Here is a 16,222-nt window from a genome sequence, read left to right as displayed (position 1 = left end):
GACTCCTCCTCGTCGGTGACGAGGGGGACGCTAGGAACGCGCGGTTTCCCGGCCGTGCCCGTCGCGGGTCGGTCCGGAAACGGAGATCGCACGTCGGCCGGAGGGCGGCGGTGAAGCGGCTCAGATCTCCTGGAGGATGCGCAGCGCGCGACCGACCCGCTGCATGGTCTCGGTGTCGGCCACGTCCACGCACTCGGTGAACCACTTCTTCATGGGCGAGGAGAGCCGGTCGGGCATCACCACGTAGCCACCCATCCGCACCGCCAGGGGCGAGTCGCGCAGCAGTGACTCGTCGACCACCTCGACCACGATGACGATCGGCACGGCGGTGGAGTTGTAGACGTCGGAGCTGATGACGAGGCCGAGCCGTTCCCGGGCGCCGGAGATGCGCCAGATCTCTCCCCTACGCAACACGCGGGTGCCCGCCCCCGAACAGCGCGTCGTCGACCAGCGCGACCTCCTGGGCGTCGGCCAGGGCGGCGGACTCCAGGTCGAGGCCGGCACGGGCGACCGCCTCGGCGTGCGCGGTGAAGACCTCGCGCAGCGCCTTCTCCCGGGCGGCCTGGTCCATCCAGGCGGAGAGGGAGAGCCCTTCCCGCTTGGCGAACCGGCGCGCCTCCTCGATCGTCTCGTCGGAGAAGGACAGTGTCACCTTGGCGGTCATGCCGGAAAGATTACCCAGCGGTATGACCGCCAGTCATCCCCGCTCGCACCCGTCGGGGAACCGGACAGCCGGCCACGCTCAGGGACGGCGGCCGCCGAACACCGCGAACCGCCACTCCTTGAAGAAGCAGTCCACGTCGACCAGGCCGGCCTCGGCGAGCCAGCGGCACTGGTCGGCCACCGGCGCCGGCCGGTCGTGCCGCATCCGCTCCCGGGCCCCGGCGATCTCCGCGGCGTCCGAGCCCAACTCGGTGATCCGGGCCGTCCACACCTCGTCGTAGCGCCGGTCCAGGCCCGGGGTCGGGCCGGCCACCTGCTCGGCGTTGACGAAGACGCCGCCCGGCGCCAGCGCCTCGGCCGCCCGGCGGTAGAGCGCGCGCTTGCCGTCGTCGTCCAGGTGGTGGATGGCCAGCGCGGAGACCACCGCGTCGTAGCGGCCGGCGGGCAGCGGGTCGGCCAGGTCGGCGAGCACCGTGCGGTGCGGCACCCCGCGGGCGGCCAGGTGGCCGGTGGCCACCGCGAGCATGCCGGGCGCCGCGTCGACCAGGGTCAGCCGGACGCCCGGGACCGCCGCGGTCAGCAGCAGCGAGAGCAGGCCGGTGCCCGCGCCCAGGTCCAGCACCTCGGGGGTACGTCCCGCGGCGAGCGCCGCCCGCAGCGGCGGCGCGGCCACCTCGACGGCGGTGCCGTAGAAGGAATCGAAGCACGGGACCAGGCGGCGCCGGGCCGCGTCGTAGCTGCCCGCCACCGCGTCGAACGCGTCCGCCACACTCATCGCGTCTCCCATTATTCGAGATATCTGTCCCACATTGTAGGTCCTGCCGACCGGCCCGTCACTCCCGTGCGGTGTGAGGTGCTCTTGACAGGACCGAAACAGAAGGGACCCGGAGCGGAAACCGCTCGCCGGCACGCTTTCCCGACATGACAGACGGTGCACGCCTGGCGACGCAACCGGGGGTACGGCCTCGGGAGGCCGCCACGCACTGCCCCTACTGCGCGCTCCAGTGCGGCATGCTGCTGCGCGAGACCGCCGGACGCGTCGAGGTCGTGCCCCGCGACTTCCCCACCAACCGCGGCGGCCTGTGCCAGAAGGGCTGGACCGCCGCCGAGCTGCTCGACCATCCGGACCGGCTGACCACCCCGCTGCTGCGCGACCGGCCCGGCGCTGAGCTGCGCCCGGCGAGCTGGGACGAGGCGCTCGACCGCGTCGCGGGCGGGCTGCGGGCGATCCAGGAGCGGCACGGGCGGGACGCCGTCGCGGTGTTCGGCGGCGGCGGGCTGACCAACGAGAAGGCGTACGCGCTCGGCAAGTTCGCCCGGGTGGCGCTGGGCACCCGGCACATCGACTACAACGGACGCTGGTGCATGTCCTCGGCCGCGGCGGCCGGCCTGCGCGCCTTCGGCGTCGACCGGGGGCTCCCCTTCCCCCTCGCCGACCTGGCCCGTGCGGACACCCTGCTGCTGGTCGGCGCCAACCCGGCCGAGACCATGCCGCCGCTCATGCGCCACCTCGCCGACCAGCGCGAGCGGGGCGGCCGGCTCATCGTGGTCGACCCCCGGCACACCGCCACCGCCCGCCAGGCCGACCTGCACCTGCAACCGCTGCCCGGCACCGACCTGGCCGTGGCCAACGCGCTGCTGCACGTCGCGCTCACCGAGGGCTGGCTCGACCGGGCGTACGTGGCCGACCGGACCACCGGCTTCGACGAGGTCCGGCGGACCGTGGCGGGCTGCTGGCCGGCCGAGGCGGAGCGCCTCTCCGGGGTGCCGGTGGCCGACCTGGAGGCGACCGCCCGGGCCCTGGCCACCGTGGACCGTGCGGTCATCCTCACCGCCCGGGGCGCCGAGCAGCACGCCAAGGGCGTCGACACGGTCACCGCGTTCATCAACCTGGCGCTCGCCCTGGGCCTGCCCGGCCGCCCCGGCTCCGGGTACGGCTGCCTCACCGGGCAGGGCAACGGGCAGGGCGGCCGGGAGCACGGACAGAAGGCCGACCAGCTCCCCGGCTACCGGCGGATCGACGACCCGGCGGCCCGGGAGCACGTGGCCGGGGTGTGGGGCGTCGACCCCGCGGCGCTACCCGGGCCGGGCGTACCGGCCTATCAGCTCCTCGACTCGCTCGGCACCACGCACGGCCCCCGGGCGCTGCTGGTCTTCGGTTCCAACCCGGTGGTGTCGGCGCCCCGCGCGGCCCGGGTCGAGTCCCGGCTGCGCGACCTGGACCTGCTGGTGGTGGCCGATTTCCTCCGCTCGGAGACCGCCGAGCTGGCCGACGTGGTGCTGCCCGTCGCCCAGTGGGCCGAGGAGGACGGCACCATGACCAACCTGGAGGGCCGGGTGCTGCGCCGCCGCGCGCTGCGCGAGCCCCCGCCCGGCGTCCGCACCGACCTGGCCGTCCTCGCCGGGCTGGCGGCCCGGCTCGGCGCGCCCGGCGGGTTCCCCACCGACCCCTCGGCGGTCTTCGCCGAGCTGCGCCGCGCCTCGGCCGGCGGGCCGGCCGACTACGCCGGGGTCAGCTGGGACCGGATCGACGCCGACACCGGCGTCTTCTGGCCCTGCCCGGACGAGGACGGGCCGGACACCCCCCGCCTCTTCGCCGACCGGTTCCCCACCCCGGACGGCCGGGCCCGGTTCCGCGCGGTGACCCACCGGCCGGCCGCCGAGCCGGTCTGCGCCGACTACCCGCTGCACCTCACCACCGGCCGGGTACTCGCCCACTACCAGTCCGGCGCGCAGACCCGGCGGGTCGCCGCGCTGCGCCGGGCCGCCCCCGGCGGCTTCGTGGAGCTGCACCCCGACCTGGCCGGCCGGCTCGGCGTGGCCGACGGCGAGGAGGTCCGGGTGGTCTCCCGCCGGGGCGAGCTGCGCGCGCCGGCCCGGCTCAGCGCGGCCATCCGGCCCGACACCGTCTTCGCGCCGTTCCACTGGCCCGGCGCGGCGCGGGCCAACTCGGTGACCAACGACGCCGTCGACCCGGTCTCCGGGATGCCCGAGTTCAAGATCTGCGCCGTCCGGGTGGAGAAGGCATGACCGAGCGCATCGTGATCGTGGGATACGGCATGGCGGGCGCCCGCCTCGCCGCCGAACTGCACGCACGGGGCGGGGATCGGAAGGTCACCGTGCTCGGGGCGGAGCCGCACCGGGCGTACAACCGGATCCTGCTCTCCACCCTGCTCGCCGGGAAGATCGACGAGCCGGACCTGGAGCTGGTCGAGGTCGCCGGGCACGGCGCGGACGTGCGCACCGGTGCCGCGGTCACCGCCGTCGACCGGGCCGCCCGCGAAGTACGCACCGCCGACGGCGACCGGCACGGCTACGACCACCTGGTGCTCGCCACCGGCAGCCGGGCCCTCGTGCCGCCGCTGCCCGGGCTCGACCCGCTCCCCGACCGGGTGGTTCCGTTCCGCACCCTGGACGACTGCCGGCGGATCCTCGCCGCCGCCCGGGGCGCCCGCCGCGCGCTGGTGCTCGGCGGCGGGCTGCTCGGGCTGGAGGCGGCCCGCGGGCTCGCCGCCCGGGGCCTCGACGTGACCGTGGTCCACCCGGTCGGGCACCTGATGGAACGGCAGCTCGACGAGCCGGCCGGCGCGGTCCTCGCCGGCACCCTCGCGGAGCTCGGCGTACGCACCCGGCTGGGGGTCACGGCGACCGGGGTGGCCGCCGACGCCCACGGGGTCCGCCTCGACCTCGGCGACGGCGACCCGCTCGCGGCCGACCTGCTGGTCCTGTCCTGCGGCGTACGCCCGGACACCGCGCTGGCCGCCGCCGCCGGGCTGGCCGTCGACCGTGGCGTGGTGGTGGACGACCGGCTGCGCACCAGCGACCGGCGGATCTCCGCCATCGGCGACTGCGCCCAGCACGACGGGACCCTGACCGGGCTGGTCGCCCCGGCCTGGGCGCAGGCCCGGGTGGTGGCCGACGTGCTGACCGGCGACGACCCGCTGGTCCGGTACCGGCCGCGGCCGGTGGTGACGCGGCTCAAGGCGGCCGGGATCGACCTGGCCGCGATGGGTGACGCCGCGGGCGCCCCGGACGGGGGCGGGCCGGTCGAGGAGCTGACCTTCGCCGACCCGGCCCGCGGCACGTACGCCCGGCTGCGGATCCGCGACGAGCGGCTGACCGGGGCGATCCTGCTCGGCGACAACCCGGCGGTCGGCACCGTGGTGCAGCTCTTCGACCGGGGTGCACCGGTGCCGGCGGACCGGCGCTCGCTGCTGCTCGGGCGGGCGTTCGGCGCCGCACCGGCCACCCCCGCCGCGTCCCCGGCGCTGATGCCGGACGCGGCCACGGTGTGCCAGTGCAACGACGTGAGCAAGGGCGCGCTGGTGGCGTGCTGGCGCGCCGGCGCCCGGACCGTCGCGGACCTGTCCGCGGCGACCCGGGCCGCCACCGGCTGTGGCGGCTGCCGGGACGCGGTGGCCGGGATCGCCGGCTGGCTCGCCGAGGTGGATCCGGTGGCGGGGCAGCAGGAACGGAGTGCGGGGATGGACCGTCTGGAGGTGGCGGGATGAGCGGCAGGCTGGTGGTCGTCGGCAACGGCATGGTGGGGCAGCGCTTCGTCGAGGCGTTGCGGGCCCGCGACCAGGAGGGATGCTGGCGGGTCACGGTGCTCGCCGAGGAGCGGCGGCCGGCGTACGACCGGGTGCGGCTCTCGGCCTTCTTCGACGGGGTGAGCGCCGGGGAGCTGAACCTGCACACCCCCGACGACGGGGTGGAGCTGCGGCTGGGCGAGCCGGCGCTGGCCGTCGACCGGGCGCGGCGGGTGGTGCGGACCGCGACCGGCGAGCACCCGTACGACGCGCTGGTGCTGGCCACCGGCTCGTCGGCGTTCGTGCCCCCGATCGGCGGCACGGACCTGCCGGGGGTGTTCGTCTACCGGACGCTGGACGACCTGGCGGCGATCCGGGCGCACGCCGAGGGCCGGCGCACCGGGGCGGTGATCGGGGGCGGGCTGCTCGGCCTGGAGGCGGCGAACGCGCTGCGCCTGCTCGGCCTGGACACCAGCGTGGTCGAGTTCGCGCCCCGGCTCATGCCGGTGCAGGTGGACGAGGCGGGCGGGGCGATGCTCCGGCGCTACGTCGAGGAACTGGGCGTCACCACGTACCTCGGGGTGGCCACCAGCGCGCTGTCCCCCGGCCCGGACGGGACGGTCGGCGCGCTGGAACTCTCCGACGGGCGCACGGTCCCGGCGGACCTGGTCGTGGTGGCCGCCGGCATCCGGCCCCGGGACGAGCTGGCCCGCGCCGCCGGGCTGCCGCTCGGCCCGCGCGGCGGGGTGCTTGTCGACGCGGGCTGTCGGACGGCGGACGAGCGCATCTGGGCGGTCGGCGAGTGCGCCGCCGTGGACGGCACCTGCCACGGGCTGGTCGCCCCCGGCTACGCGACCGCCGAAGTGGTCGCCGACCGGCTGCTCGGCGGGGCGGCCACCTTCCCCGGCGCGGACACCGCCACGAAGCTCAAGCTGCTCGGCGTGGACGTGGCCTCGTTCGGCGACGCGCACGGCGTCACCCCGGGCTGCCTCGACGTCACCTTCACCGACCCGGCCACCCGGGCGTACGCGAAGCTGGTCCTCTCCGACGACGCGAAGACGCTGCTCGGCGGCGTGCTGGTGGGCGACGCGAGCGCGTACCCGACGCTGCGGGCGAGCGTCGGCGGGCCGCTGCCCGCTCCCCCGCTGGCGCTGCTGGCGCCGGCGGGCGGTGCGGGCGCCGGGGCCGGCGCGCTGCCGGCCGCCGCGCAGGTCTGCTCCTGCAACGCGGTGACCCGGGCCGACCTGGACGCGGCCATCGCCGGCGGGGCGACCGACGTGCCGGCGCTCAAGGCGTGCACCCGGGCCGGGACGAGCTGCGGCTCCTGCGTGCCGATGCTCAAGCAGCTCCTCGACGCGGCCGGGGTGCGGCAGTCCCGCGCGCTCTGCGAGCACTTCGACACCGGCCGGCAGGAGCTGTTCGACATCGTCCGGGTCCGCGGCATCCGCACCTTCTCCCAGCTCATCGCCGAGCACGGCCGCGGGCGCGGCTGCGACATCTGCAAGCCCGTGGTGGCCTCGATCCTCGCCTCGCTCGGCACCGGGCACGTGCTCGACGGCGAGCAGGCGTCCCTCCAGGACACCAACGACCACTTCCTGGCCAACCTGCAACGCGACGGCAGCTACTCGGTGGTGCCGCGGATCCCCGGTGGCGAGATCACGCCGGAGAAGCTCATCGTGATCGGCGAGGTGGCCCGGGACTTCCGGCTCTACACCAAGATCACCGGCGGGCAGCGGATCGACCTGTTCGGCGCCCGGGTCGAGCAGCTCCCGCAGATCTGGCGCCGGCTGGTGGACGCCGGCTTCGAGTCCGGCCACGCGTACGGCAAGGCGCTGCGCACGGTGAAGTCGTGCGTCGGTGAGACCTGGTGCCGGTACGGGGTGCAGGACTCGGTCGGGCTGGCCGTCGCGCTGGAACTGCGTTACCGGGGCCTGCGCGCCCCGCACAAGCTCAAGTCGGCGGTCTCCGGCTGCGCCCGCGAGTGCGCCGAGGCCCGCAGCAAGGACTTCGGCGTCATCGCCACCGAGAGCGGCTGGAACCTCTACGTCGGCGGCAACGGCGGCTTCCGGCCCCGGCACGCCGACCTGTTCGCCACCGACCTGAGCACCGCCGAGCTGGTCACCCTCATCGACCGGTTCCTGATGTTCTACGTCCGCACCGCCGACCGGTTGCAGCGCACGGCCGCCTGGATCGAGGCGATGGACGGCGGGCTCGACCACCTCCGGTCGGTGCTCGTGGACGACTCGCTGGGGCTCTGCGCCGACCTCGACGCGGCCATGGCCCGGCACGCCGCCGGATATTCCGACGAGTGGCGGGACGTGCTGGAGGACCCGGAGCGGCTGCGCCGCTTCACCTCCTTCGTCAACGCCCCCGACGTGCCCGACCCGTCCATCACCTTCGCCGTCGAGCGCGGCCAGCCGGTGCCGGCCCGCGGCGCGCCGCCGGGCGCCGACGATCGCCGCCGGCCGGTCGCGCTGGGCCTTCCGGAGGTACGGCGATGAGGACGCTGGACTGGACGGCGGTCTGCCCGCTGGACCGGCTGGACCCGGACCGGGGCGTGGCCGCCCTGGTCGACGGGGTGCAGGTGGCGCTCTTCCGCACCGGTGGCGAGCTGTACGCGGTCGACAACCTCGACCCGGTCGGCGGCGCGCAGGTGATGTCCCGGGGGATCGTGGGCAGCCGGGGTGGCCTGCCGACGCTCGCGTCGCCGCTGCACAAGCAGGTCTACGACCTGACCACCGGGCGGTGCCTGGACCTCCCGGGCGTGGCGCTGCGGCGGCACGAGGTGCGCTGCCGGGACGGCCTGGTCGAGGTGCGGCTGCGGCAGGAGGAGTGATGCGGGAGGAACTGGCCGGCTTCACCATCGGGGTTACCGCGGACCGGCGGCGCGACGAGTTGGCCGCGCTGCTCCAGCGGCGCGGCGCGCGCGTGGTGCTCGCCCCCGCGCTGCGGATCGTGCCGCTGGCCGACGACACCGATCTGCGCGAGGCCACCCGCACCTGCCTGGAGCGCCCGCCGGACGTCCTCATGGCGAACACCGGGATCGGGATGCGCGGGTGGCTGGAGGCGGCCGAGGGCTGGGGGCTGGCCGAGCCGCTGCGCGGCGTTCTGTCCCGCTCGTACGTGGTGGCCCGCGGGCCCAAGGCGACCGGCGCGATCCGGGCGGCCGGGCTGCGCGAGCACTGGTCCCCCGCCTCGGAGAGCTGCGACGAGGTGGTCGAGCACCTGGTCCGGCGCGGGGTGGCCGGCCAGGTCGTCGCGCTGCAACTGCACGGCGAGCGGCAGCCGGAGTGCACCGAGGCGCTGGAGTCGGCCGGGGCCACGGTGATCGAGGTGCCGGTCTACCGCTGGGCGCCGCCGACCGACCCGGCGCCGCTGCACCGGCTGATCGACCTGGTCGCCGGGCGGATGGTCGACGCCGTGACGTTCACCTCCGCCCCGGCGGCCGAGGCGCTGCTGCGGGCGGCCGGGGACCGGACCGAGACGGTGCTGGCGGCGCTGCGCGGTGACGTGCTGGCCAGTTGCGTCGGCGCGGTCACGGCCGAGCCCCTGGTGCGGCGGGGCGTGCCGGTGAGCGCCCCGACCCGGGCCCGGCTCGGCGCCCTGGTGCGGACGATCGTCGACGAGCTGCCCCGCCGGACGGTGACCGTGAAGGCCGGCGGGCACCTGCTGACCCTGCGCGGGCACGCCGCGGTCGTGGACGGCGAGCTGCGCCCGCTCGCGCCCGCACCGATGGCGGTGCTGCGGGCGCTGGCGGCCGCGCCCGGGAAGGTGCTGTCCCGCACCGCCCTGCTGCGTACCCTGCCCCGGGGCGCGGACGAGCACGCGGTGGAGATGGCGGTCGCCCGCCTGCGGGTCGGGCTCGACGCCCCCCGCGTGGTGCAGACCGTCGTCAAGCGCGGCTACCGGCTGCGGGTCGACTGACCCGCAGCCGGCGCCGCGTCAGCCGACCGGCGCCGCGAAGCCGTGCTCGGCCTGGAGCCGGAGCATGGCGTGCTCGACCACCGTCACCAGCACCTGCTTGACCGACTCGCGCCGCCGCGCGTCACACATCACCAGCGGCACGTCCGGCGAGATGGCCAGCGCCTCGCGGACCTCCTCCAGCTCGTACTGCGGCGCGTCGTCGAACCGGTTGAGCGCCACCACGTACGGCAGGTTCCGGTTCTCGAAGTAGTCCAGCGGCGCGAAGGCGTCGGTGATCCGGCGGGTGTCCACCAGCACTGCGGCGCCCACCGCACCCCGGATGATCTCGTCCCACATGAACCAGAAGCGGGTCTGGCCCGGCGTGCCGAAGAGATAGAGGATCAGGTCCTCGGCCATGGTGATCCGGCCGAAGTCCATGGCGACCGTGGTGGTCTCCTTGCCGGGCACCTTCGACGGATCGTCGATGCCGACACCCGCCGCGGTCATCAGCGCCTCGGTGGTCAGCGGCTGGATCTCGGAGATCGCGCCGACCAGGGTGGTCTTGCCCACCCCGAAGCCGCCCGCGATGACGATCTTCGCGGAGATGATCTCCCGGCTGCGGTTCGCCCCGGCGGGGTCATAGTTCGCGAAGTCCACTTAGCACCCTTCCAAGCAGGTTCATGCGCGCCGCGAACCCCGTCGCGGGAGCGGCAGTGTGTAGCGTCAGCAGGCCCTCGGCCACCATGTCGGCGACCAGCACCCGGGTGACGCCCAGCGGCATCCGGGTGTAAGCGGCGATCTCCGCCAGCGACTGTGCCCGGCCCTCACAGACCGAGGCGATGCGGTACTTGTCGTGCCCGGCGAACCGCGCCTCGGCCGACTGGGTGGGCGTGCACGACAGCACCGCCTCGAGCGCGATGTTCTGCAACGGCTCGGTGCGGCCACGGGTGACCGCGTACGGCCGCACCAGCGCGCCACGCGGATCTCGTCGTGGTTCCATCTCGCGATCACCTCCCCTCGTACGGAGCCGACGGGCTCCGGATCACCAGGTCACCGGACGGCCGGTCAGGGCCGGACGGCGTCCCTCGGAAGCGGGACCAGCGCCTGGCCGACCCGTTCCACCAGCAGCGCCATCTCGTAGCCCACCTGACCGACGTCGCAGCTCCGCGCGGCCAGTACGGCCATCGACGAGCCGTCGCTGATCGACATGAGGAAGAGGTATCCGCTGTCCATCTCGATGACGGTCTGGAGCACCCCGCCGGCGCTGAACATCCGGGCGGCACCCTCGGTCAGGCTCACCACGCCGGACGTGATCGCGGCGAGCTGGTCGGCCCGATCCGTCGGCAGGTCGCGGGAGGAGGCGAGCAGCAGCCCGTCCGCGGACACCGCCACCACGTGGGCGATGCCCGCCACGCTGTCGGCGAAGTTGGTGAGCAGCCAACCCATGTCCTGCATGGCCGCTGGCCTGTTCATCGGTTCGTCTCCTTGGTCGAGGTGCTGTTCAGGTCCGCGCCGGCCGTCCGACCCCGCTGGACACCGCGGTGGTAGGCCGACAGCAGGCCACGTACTTCGTCCGGGGTGCGCCGGGCGGAGGCCCGGCTGCCCTTCGGCTCGATACCGCCGGGCACGAGTTGCGCCTGCGGCACCCGTTTGGGCAGGCCGGAACGGGTGGTGCCGCCGTTGCTGGGCTCCGCGGCCTTGCTGGCCCGCGACCACCCCTCATCGGCCGCCGTGCGCCACGCCTCCGGGTCGATCGGCGGCGGTGTCGGTGCCGGCGGGGGTACGGCCGCGGCGGGCGCCGGGGACGGCACCGCCGGCGGGGTGTACGGCGGTGGCGTGCTGAGCCCGCCCGCCTGGGCGCCCGGGGTGCGGGTCGGCAGCTTCGGCAGCGGCGACGCGCCGGCGGGCTGCGCGACCGCGGTGGGCTGCGCGGCGGCGGCGGGCTGCGCCGGCGGCGGCTCCTCGTCGAACCGGGGGCGGGTGAAGATGGTGGTCTCGTCCTCGCCGTGCGAGCGGAACCACACCGCCTCCATCTCCCGGAAGATCGGCGCCTCGGCCGGGCGGGCCGAGCGGGCCACCACCGGGGCCGCCGGGGCCGCCGGAGTGGGCTCGACGGCCGGGGCCGGTGCGGCCGGCTGGTAGGCCGGCGGCGCCGCCGGGGCGCCCGTCGCCGCCTCGCCGCCCGGCGTCCGGTGGGGCAGCGGGTCGAGCGCGGGGTGCGCGACCGTCGGCCCGCCCGCCGACCAGCCGGCGCCGGAGACCGGGGCCGGGGCGACGGGGGCCGGCGGGGCGGAGGCGACCGGCGCTGGCACGGTGGGCAGCGCGCCGGTCGCGCCGAGCTGGACGGCCGGGGCGGTATCCCGGGCCTCGGCCGGCGCCTGCCAGCGGGCGGGCGGCGGCGTGGCGGTGCTGCGCCACTGGTCGGCCAGGGTGGCCGTGCCGGCCCGGCCCGCGCCGGCCAGCGCGTCGGAGGCACCCACCTGGCTGAGCGGGGACTGCTCGACGGCGAGCGGCTGGCGCGGGCGGGTCAGCGGGGCCTGGCCCCGGTTCGCCGGCAGCACCACCGTGGCGTTCGGCAGGGTGACCTGGGCGACGGTGCCGCCCTCGACGTTGCGGCGCAGCTCGACCCGGATCCCGTAGCGGGAGGCGAGCCTGCTGACCACGGCCAGACCCATCAGCCGGAACGCGGCCACGTCGACCGTGGGCGGGGCGGCCAGCCGGCGGTTGAGCGAGTCGAGCTGCTCGTCGCTGAGCCCGAGGCCGCGGTCCTCGACCTGGATGAGCACGTAGTCGCGGATCCGGCGGCCGTCGGCCACCACGATGGTGTTCGGCGGCGAGAACCGCGTGGCGTTGTCCAGCAGCTCGGCGACCAGACGGACCACGTCGTTGACCGCGTGCGCGGCGACCGAGATGTCGGTGTCGACCGTGCCGAACTCGATCCGGTTGTAGAGCTCCACCTCGGACTGGGCGGCGCGCAGCACGTCGACCAGGAGCGCGTCGTCGCGGCGCGGCACGGCCGAGTCGGCTCCGGCAAGCACCAGCAGGTTCTCGTCGTTGCGGCGCATCCGGGTGGCCAGGTGGTCCAGCTCGAAGAGCTGGGCCAGTCGCTTCGGGTCCTCCTCGCTGCGCTCGATCGCGTCCAGCTCGCCGATCATCCGGTCGACCAGGCTCTGCGAGCGGCGGGCCAGGTTGAGGAACATCGCCGAGACGCTGGTCCGCAGGGCGGCCTGCTCGGCGGCCACCCGGACCGCCTCCCGGTGGACCACGTTGAACGCCGACGCCACCTGGCCGACCTCGTCGCGGTTGGTCAGCTTGATCGGGTCCCGGACCTGCTGGACGATCTCGTCCACGCCGCCGTCGCCGATGGCGTTGACGTTCTGCAGCCGACTCACCGCATCGGGCAGGTCGTGGTTCGCCACCGCCAGCGCGCCCTCGCGCAGCCGGCGCAGCGAGTCGTTGAGCGAGCGGGCCAGCACCACGGCCAGCGTCACGGCGATCGCCAGGGTGAGCAGCACCAGCAGGCTCTCCACGACGGCCTGCCGGATGACGTCGGAGCGCACCGCGTCGGCGTCGGCGAGCAGCTCGTCCTGGAGCTGGATCTCGGCCCACCGCATCAGGTCGCCGACCGCGCCGACCGCCGCGGCGGCCTCGTCCCGGGTGACCAGCGGGACCTGACCGACCGAGCGGGAGATGTCGTTGGCGACCCGGTCGGAGAGCAGCACGGCGTCGCCGGAGACGGTGCGGTCCACCAGGGACCGTTGGGCCGGCTCGGCGGCCCGGGAGAAGGACAGCAGGGCCTCCTGCTGGCCGGTCAGGGTGGCCACGAAGGAGGAGAACTGCTCCTCGTCGATCCGGCCGGCGGAGAGCGCCGTGAAGGCGACCGCCTCCTCCTCGGCGACCTCCGCCTTGGCGTGGGCGAAGGCGGCCACCGCGCGGCGGGCGTCGGCCAGGGCCTCCGCGCCGGGCTGCTGGGCCAGCGTGTCGCCGTACGCGACGAGGTCGTCGAGGATGATGCCGTAGCGCAGGCTCGCCTCGGAGACCGGCATCTGCTGCCGGTCCAGCACCTCCTGGCGGGTGCCGTTGAGCGTCGCCAGGTGGTCGTCGATCACCTTGAGCCGGTCGCGCACCGAGGCCGGCACGTCGCCGAGCCTGCCCCGCTCGTCCCGGTAGGCCGCGATCCGCTCGTCCGTGCTGCGGACCCGCAGGTTGTAGGCGTCCGGCTTCTGGTTGGGCGCGACCAGGAAGGACGCCGCCGCCATCCGCTCCTTGTGCAGGTCCTGAGTGAGCGCCGAGACGTCGATCGACAGCGCGGTCAGCGACCGGATCCGGTTGGCCTCGTACGCGCCCTCGCCGACCGAGACGAGTCGGATAGTTGCCAGTGCGATGACGGCCGCGACCGGGACGACGAGGATGAGGGCGAGCTTGGAGCGGATCCGCGCGTCACGCAGCCGAGGCAGGCGCCGGCGCCGGTTCCGCCCATCGGCGTCGGGGCTCTCGGGCAGGGTCGTAGGTCCGGTGCTCACGACATCGCCTCCGTCGTTTCTTCCACGCTTGACCCGCCGACCCGTGCCTGGTGCAGCGGCCAGCGCCACGCGCGGCACGGCCGCGATTTCATCAGACGAGATCCTGTTTGGGAAGCGGCAGTGAGGCAGGAAACGGTCGGGGCTGACGCAACCCGTGATCCGATCACCTAATACCTTCTTTTCTCCAGCCCCCTGAACAGGGCATGTCACTCCAGAGTGGTCGGATGCATCTGCGCAGTAATTGTCGGTTAACGTTCCGTGTCCCCAGCATGTGGGACGGCTGTCCCGAAACGACTCCCGGCATCCGCGCTTGACCACAGGGCCCGGCATTGGCAAGGTTTTGCAGGCTTCGCGCACACCGTACGGCACACCAATCCCGATCCTCCACTGAGGACGGACGAGCGGCGGTGGTCGGGCGCTGGCCCGCGCCGCACCTGGAGGACTGAGTTGAGCCCCATCCGCTCCGCGAGCATCGCGGTGCTCGCATCGGCCGTGCTGGCCACCACGCTCACCGGCTGCGGGATCGGCGGGGAACCGCGGGACACCAGTCCGATCGTGATCGCCGCGGACCTCGAACTGTCCGGCGCCTACGCATCGATCGGCAAGGTCTACCAGCGGGCCCTGGAACTGAAGAAGGAGCAGTTGAACTCCTCCGGCGCGCTGGGTGGCCGGAAGATCGAACTGAAGGTGAAGGACAACCGCTCCGACGCCGCGGAATCGTTGCGGAACATCAACGATTTCAGCGCTGACTCGCGGGTCAGCGCCATCATCATGGGCGGCTGCAACGAATGTGCGATCGGGGCCGCCCGCACGATCGGTGAGAAGCTCATTCCCACCATCGCGCTCGCCTCCTCCGGGGAGGTCACGGAACCCGTCGCCGAACGCCGCTATGTCTTCAAGCTGGCGCCGAATGCGGCGGACAGCGCCGCGGCCCTCACCACCGAGCTGGTCCGCCGCAACATCCGCAAGGTGGCCGTGCTGCACAGCGCCGACAAGTACGGCGAGGAGGGGCTGGCCGCGTTGGACAGCCAGTTCGACAAGGCCGACATCAAACTGACCCGCGCCGAGTCGGTGCGGACCACCGACACGGAGGTCAGCACCCAGATCGCCAACCTGACCGCCAAGAAGCCCGACGCGATGGTCGTCTGGACCCCGCCGGAGCAGGCGTCCCTGGCGGCCGCCACCGCCCGACAGGGCCGCTACCCGGGCGCGCTCTTCTTCGACGCCTCGGCGGCCGGTGACCTCTTCCTGGGCGCCTCCGCCCGGTCCACCGAGCAGACCACCCTGATCTTCACCCAGACCATGGTGATCGACGACGTCATCGCCACCACCCCGGCCAAGGCCGCCCGGCGGCAGTGGTTCCAGGAGTACACGGCCCGGTTCGGCGGCTACAACGGCTTCTCGTCGTTCGCCGCCGACGCCGTCCAGCTCATCGCCGACGCCGAACTGCGGGCCGGCGGCGAGCCGGGCGAGGTGGACCGGGGCGCCCTGCGCGAGGTCCTGGAGACCGCGCAGCTCGACGGCCTCTCCGGGCCGATCCGGATGACCCCGGACAACCACTCCGGCCTGATGCCGCAGGCGCTGACCACGCTCGTCGCCCGCGGCGGTCGCTGGCGCCTGGCCGGCTAGTCGCGGCGGCTTCCCGGCAGGAGGCGGAGACGCCTCCTGCCGGGAGCAGCCGTCAGCGGGCCGAGGTGGTGGCGCGGACCCACGGCAGGGCCAGGCGCTCGACCAGGCTGAGGGCCGAGTAGAGCACGATGCTCATCACCGCCACCAGCACGATCGCCGCCCACGCGGTCGCGGTGTCGCCGGCGCCGTTGTACTGGAGGATCTGGTAGCCCAGCCCCGGCCGGTCCGAGTAGAACTCCCCGATCACCCCGCCGATCGCGGCCAGCGGCATGGCCACCTTCAACCCGACGAAGATCTGCGGCAGCGCGGCCGGGAAGCGGACCTTCCGGAACGCCTGCCACCAGGACGCGTTCAGCGAGCGGCCCAGCTCGGCCAGGTCCGCGGGAGTGGTGGTCAGCCCGGTCGCCGTGGAGAGCACGATCGGGAAGAAGCAGAGCAGGAACACCATGGTCAGGATGGGCTTCTGCCCCCAGCCCACCGAGATCACCAGCAGCGGGCCGAAGGCGATCTTCGGCACCGCGTTGACCGCCACGAGCAGCGGGGCGAACATCCGCTCCACCCGGCTGGACGCGGCCAGCGCCATCCCGATCAGCACCCCGGCGAGCGACGAGAGCAGGAAGCCGAGCAGGGTCATCCAGGTGGTGATGCCCAACGCCGGCAGCAGCACGTCGGTGGTGCCGACCAGCGAACGCCACACCGCCTGCGGCGGGGGCAGCGCGGCCGGGTGGACCAGATGCAGCCCCGACGTGACCAACCACCAGGCGGCCACCGCGATGACCAGCCCGAGCGCCGGCAGGCCCACCGCCGCCGGGCGTACGACGAGCCGGCGCGGAGCGGTGGCGGGCTCCACCGGTGCCGGCGCCCCGGTGCGGGTCCCGGTCAACTGCGTCAACGTGTCCTCCTCTCTCGGCCGGCGCGACGACCGGCACGCGAAGGGGGTGCGCCCCGCCGGGTGTCCCGGCGGGCCGCACCCCC

At 74.6% G+C, this 16,222-nt stretch carries 14 protein-coding genes; 6 read left to right on the top strand and 8 right to left on the bottom strand.

Going from position 1 to position 16,222, the window contains the following annotated elements; translation table 11 throughout:
- Window positions 1-120: 120 nt before the first annotated feature.
- The 3 genes from NFX44_RS09305 to NFX44_RS09295 form a co-directional block, all read right to left on the bottom strand.
- On the bottom strand, window positions 121-414 hold the full coding sequence (locus NFX44_RS09305; protein ID WP_262283074.1) for a type II toxin-antitoxin system PemK/MazF family toxin: 294 nt from the start codon (window positions 412-414) through the stop codon (window positions 121-123).
- Entirely contained in the window at window positions 404-664 is a 261-nt protein-coding gene (locus tag NFX44_RS09300; protein WP_262283073.1) for a DUF6364 family protein, read from the bottom strand. The genes NFX44_RS09305 and NFX44_RS09300 overlap by 11 nt, the downstream gene beginning before the upstream one ends.
- Window positions 665-742: 78 nt before the next feature.
- The gene (locus tag NFX44_RS09295; RefSeq protein WP_262283072.1) at window positions 743-1,438 is read right to left on the bottom strand and encodes a class I SAM-dependent methyltransferase; all 696 of its coding nucleotides are present in this window, start codon (window positions 1,436-1,438) and stop codon (window positions 743-745) included.
- A 146-nt stretch (window positions 1,439-1,584) separates the two neighbouring features.
- Between NFX44_RS09295 and NFX44_RS09290 the strand changes: the two genes are divergently transcribed.
- The 5 genes from NFX44_RS09290 to NFX44_RS09270 are packed head-to-tail and all read left to right on the top strand — an operon-like array spanning window position 1,585 to window position 9,116.
- Window positions 1,585-3,693, top strand: a complete 2,109-nt coding sequence (locus tag NFX44_RS09290; RefSeq protein ID WP_262283071.1) for a molybdopterin oxidoreductase family protein — start codon at window positions 1,585-1,587, stop codon at window positions 3,691-3,693.
- Window positions 3,690-5,174 carry an FAD-dependent oxidoreductase gene (locus NFX44_RS09285; RefSeq protein ID WP_262283070.1) on the top strand — a complete coding sequence of 495 codons (1,485 nt, stop codon included), beginning with the start codon at window positions 3,690-3,692 and terminating at the stop codon, window positions 5,172-5,174. The genes NFX44_RS09290 and NFX44_RS09285 overlap by 4 nt, the downstream gene beginning before the upstream one ends.
- Complete coding sequence (gene nirB, locus NFX44_RS09280) at window positions 5,171-7,693, top strand: nitrite reductase large subunit NirB (protein WP_262283069.1); 2,523 nt, start codon at window positions 5,171-5,173, stop codon at window positions 7,691-7,693. The genes NFX44_RS09285 and nirB overlap by 4 nt, the downstream gene beginning before the upstream one ends.
- Window positions 7,690-8,028 carry a nitrite reductase small subunit NirD gene (gene nirD / locus NFX44_RS09275; RefSeq protein WP_262283068.1) on the top strand — a complete coding sequence of 113 codons (339 nt, stop codon included), beginning with the start codon at window positions 7,690-7,692 and terminating at the stop codon, window positions 8,026-8,028. Before nirB ends, nirD begins: the two co-directional genes overlap by 4 nt.
- The gene (locus NFX44_RS09270) at window positions 8,028-9,116 is read left to right on the top strand and encodes a uroporphyrinogen-III synthase (protein WP_262283067.1); all 1,089 of its coding nucleotides are present in this window, start codon (window positions 8,028-8,030) and stop codon (window positions 9,114-9,116) included. Before nirD ends, NFX44_RS09270 begins: the two co-directional genes overlap by 1 nt.
- A gap of 18 nt (window positions 9,117-9,134) precedes the next feature.
- Here NFX44_RS09270 and NFX44_RS09265 read toward each other — a convergent pair whose 3' ends face one another.
- The 4 genes from NFX44_RS09265 to NFX44_RS09250 all read right to left on the bottom strand — a co-directional run bounded on the left by NFX44_RS09265 (window position 9,135) and on the right by NFX44_RS09250 (window position 13,618).
- The gene (locus NFX44_RS09265) at window positions 9,135-9,752 is read right to left on the bottom strand and encodes an ATP/GTP-binding protein (protein WP_151463698.1); all 618 of its coding nucleotides are present in this window, start codon (window positions 9,750-9,752) and stop codon (window positions 9,135-9,137) included.
- Window positions 9,733-10,095, bottom strand: coding sequence for a DUF742 domain-containing protein (locus tag NFX44_RS09260; protein ID WP_091262733.1), 363 nt, complete (start codon window positions 10,093-10,095; stop codon window positions 9,733-9,735). Before NFX44_RS09260 ends, NFX44_RS09265 begins: the two co-directional genes overlap by 20 nt.
- A gap of 65 nt (window positions 10,096-10,160) precedes the next feature.
- Window positions 10,161-10,568: a roadblock/LC7 domain-containing protein gene (locus NFX44_RS09255; protein ID WP_151463699.1), complete on the bottom strand. Its 408-nt coding sequence runs from the start codon at window positions 10,566-10,568 to the stop codon at window positions 10,161-10,163.
- Window positions 10,565-13,618 (bottom strand): sensor histidine kinase, encoded by a 3,054-nt coding sequence (locus tag NFX44_RS09250; RefSeq protein WP_262283066.1) that lies wholly within the window; start codon window positions 13,616-13,618, stop codon window positions 10,565-10,567. The genes NFX44_RS09255 and NFX44_RS09250 overlap by 4 nt, the downstream gene beginning before the upstream one ends.
- A 447-nt stretch (window positions 13,619-14,065) precedes the next feature.
- Here NFX44_RS09250 and NFX44_RS09245 point away from each other — a divergent pair, with 447 nt between their 5' ends.
- Window positions 14,066-15,247 carry an ABC transporter substrate-binding protein gene (locus tag NFX44_RS09245; RefSeq protein ID WP_262283065.1) on the top strand — a complete coding sequence of 394 codons (1,182 nt, stop codon included), beginning with the start codon at window positions 14,066-14,068 and terminating at the stop codon, window positions 15,245-15,247.
- A gap of 52 nt (window positions 15,248-15,299) precedes the next feature.
- Here the strand turns inward: NFX44_RS09245 and NFX44_RS09240 are convergent, their stop codons facing one another.
- The gene (locus NFX44_RS09240) at window positions 15,300-16,097 is read right to left on the bottom strand and encodes an ABC transporter permease (RefSeq protein ID WP_262283174.1); all 798 of its coding nucleotides are present in this window, start codon (window positions 16,095-16,097) and stop codon (window positions 15,300-15,302) included.
- Window positions 16,098-16,222: the final 125 nt, after the last annotated feature.

The organism is Micromonospora sp. MA102, from assembly GCF_025460765.1.
Classification (GTDB): Bacteria; Actinomycetota; Actinomycetes; order Mycobacteriales; family Micromonosporaceae; genus Micromonospora; species Micromonospora halotolerans.
Note: the sequence above shows the minus strand (reverse complement) of the source record. Positions and strands in the feature narration are given on the sequence as shown.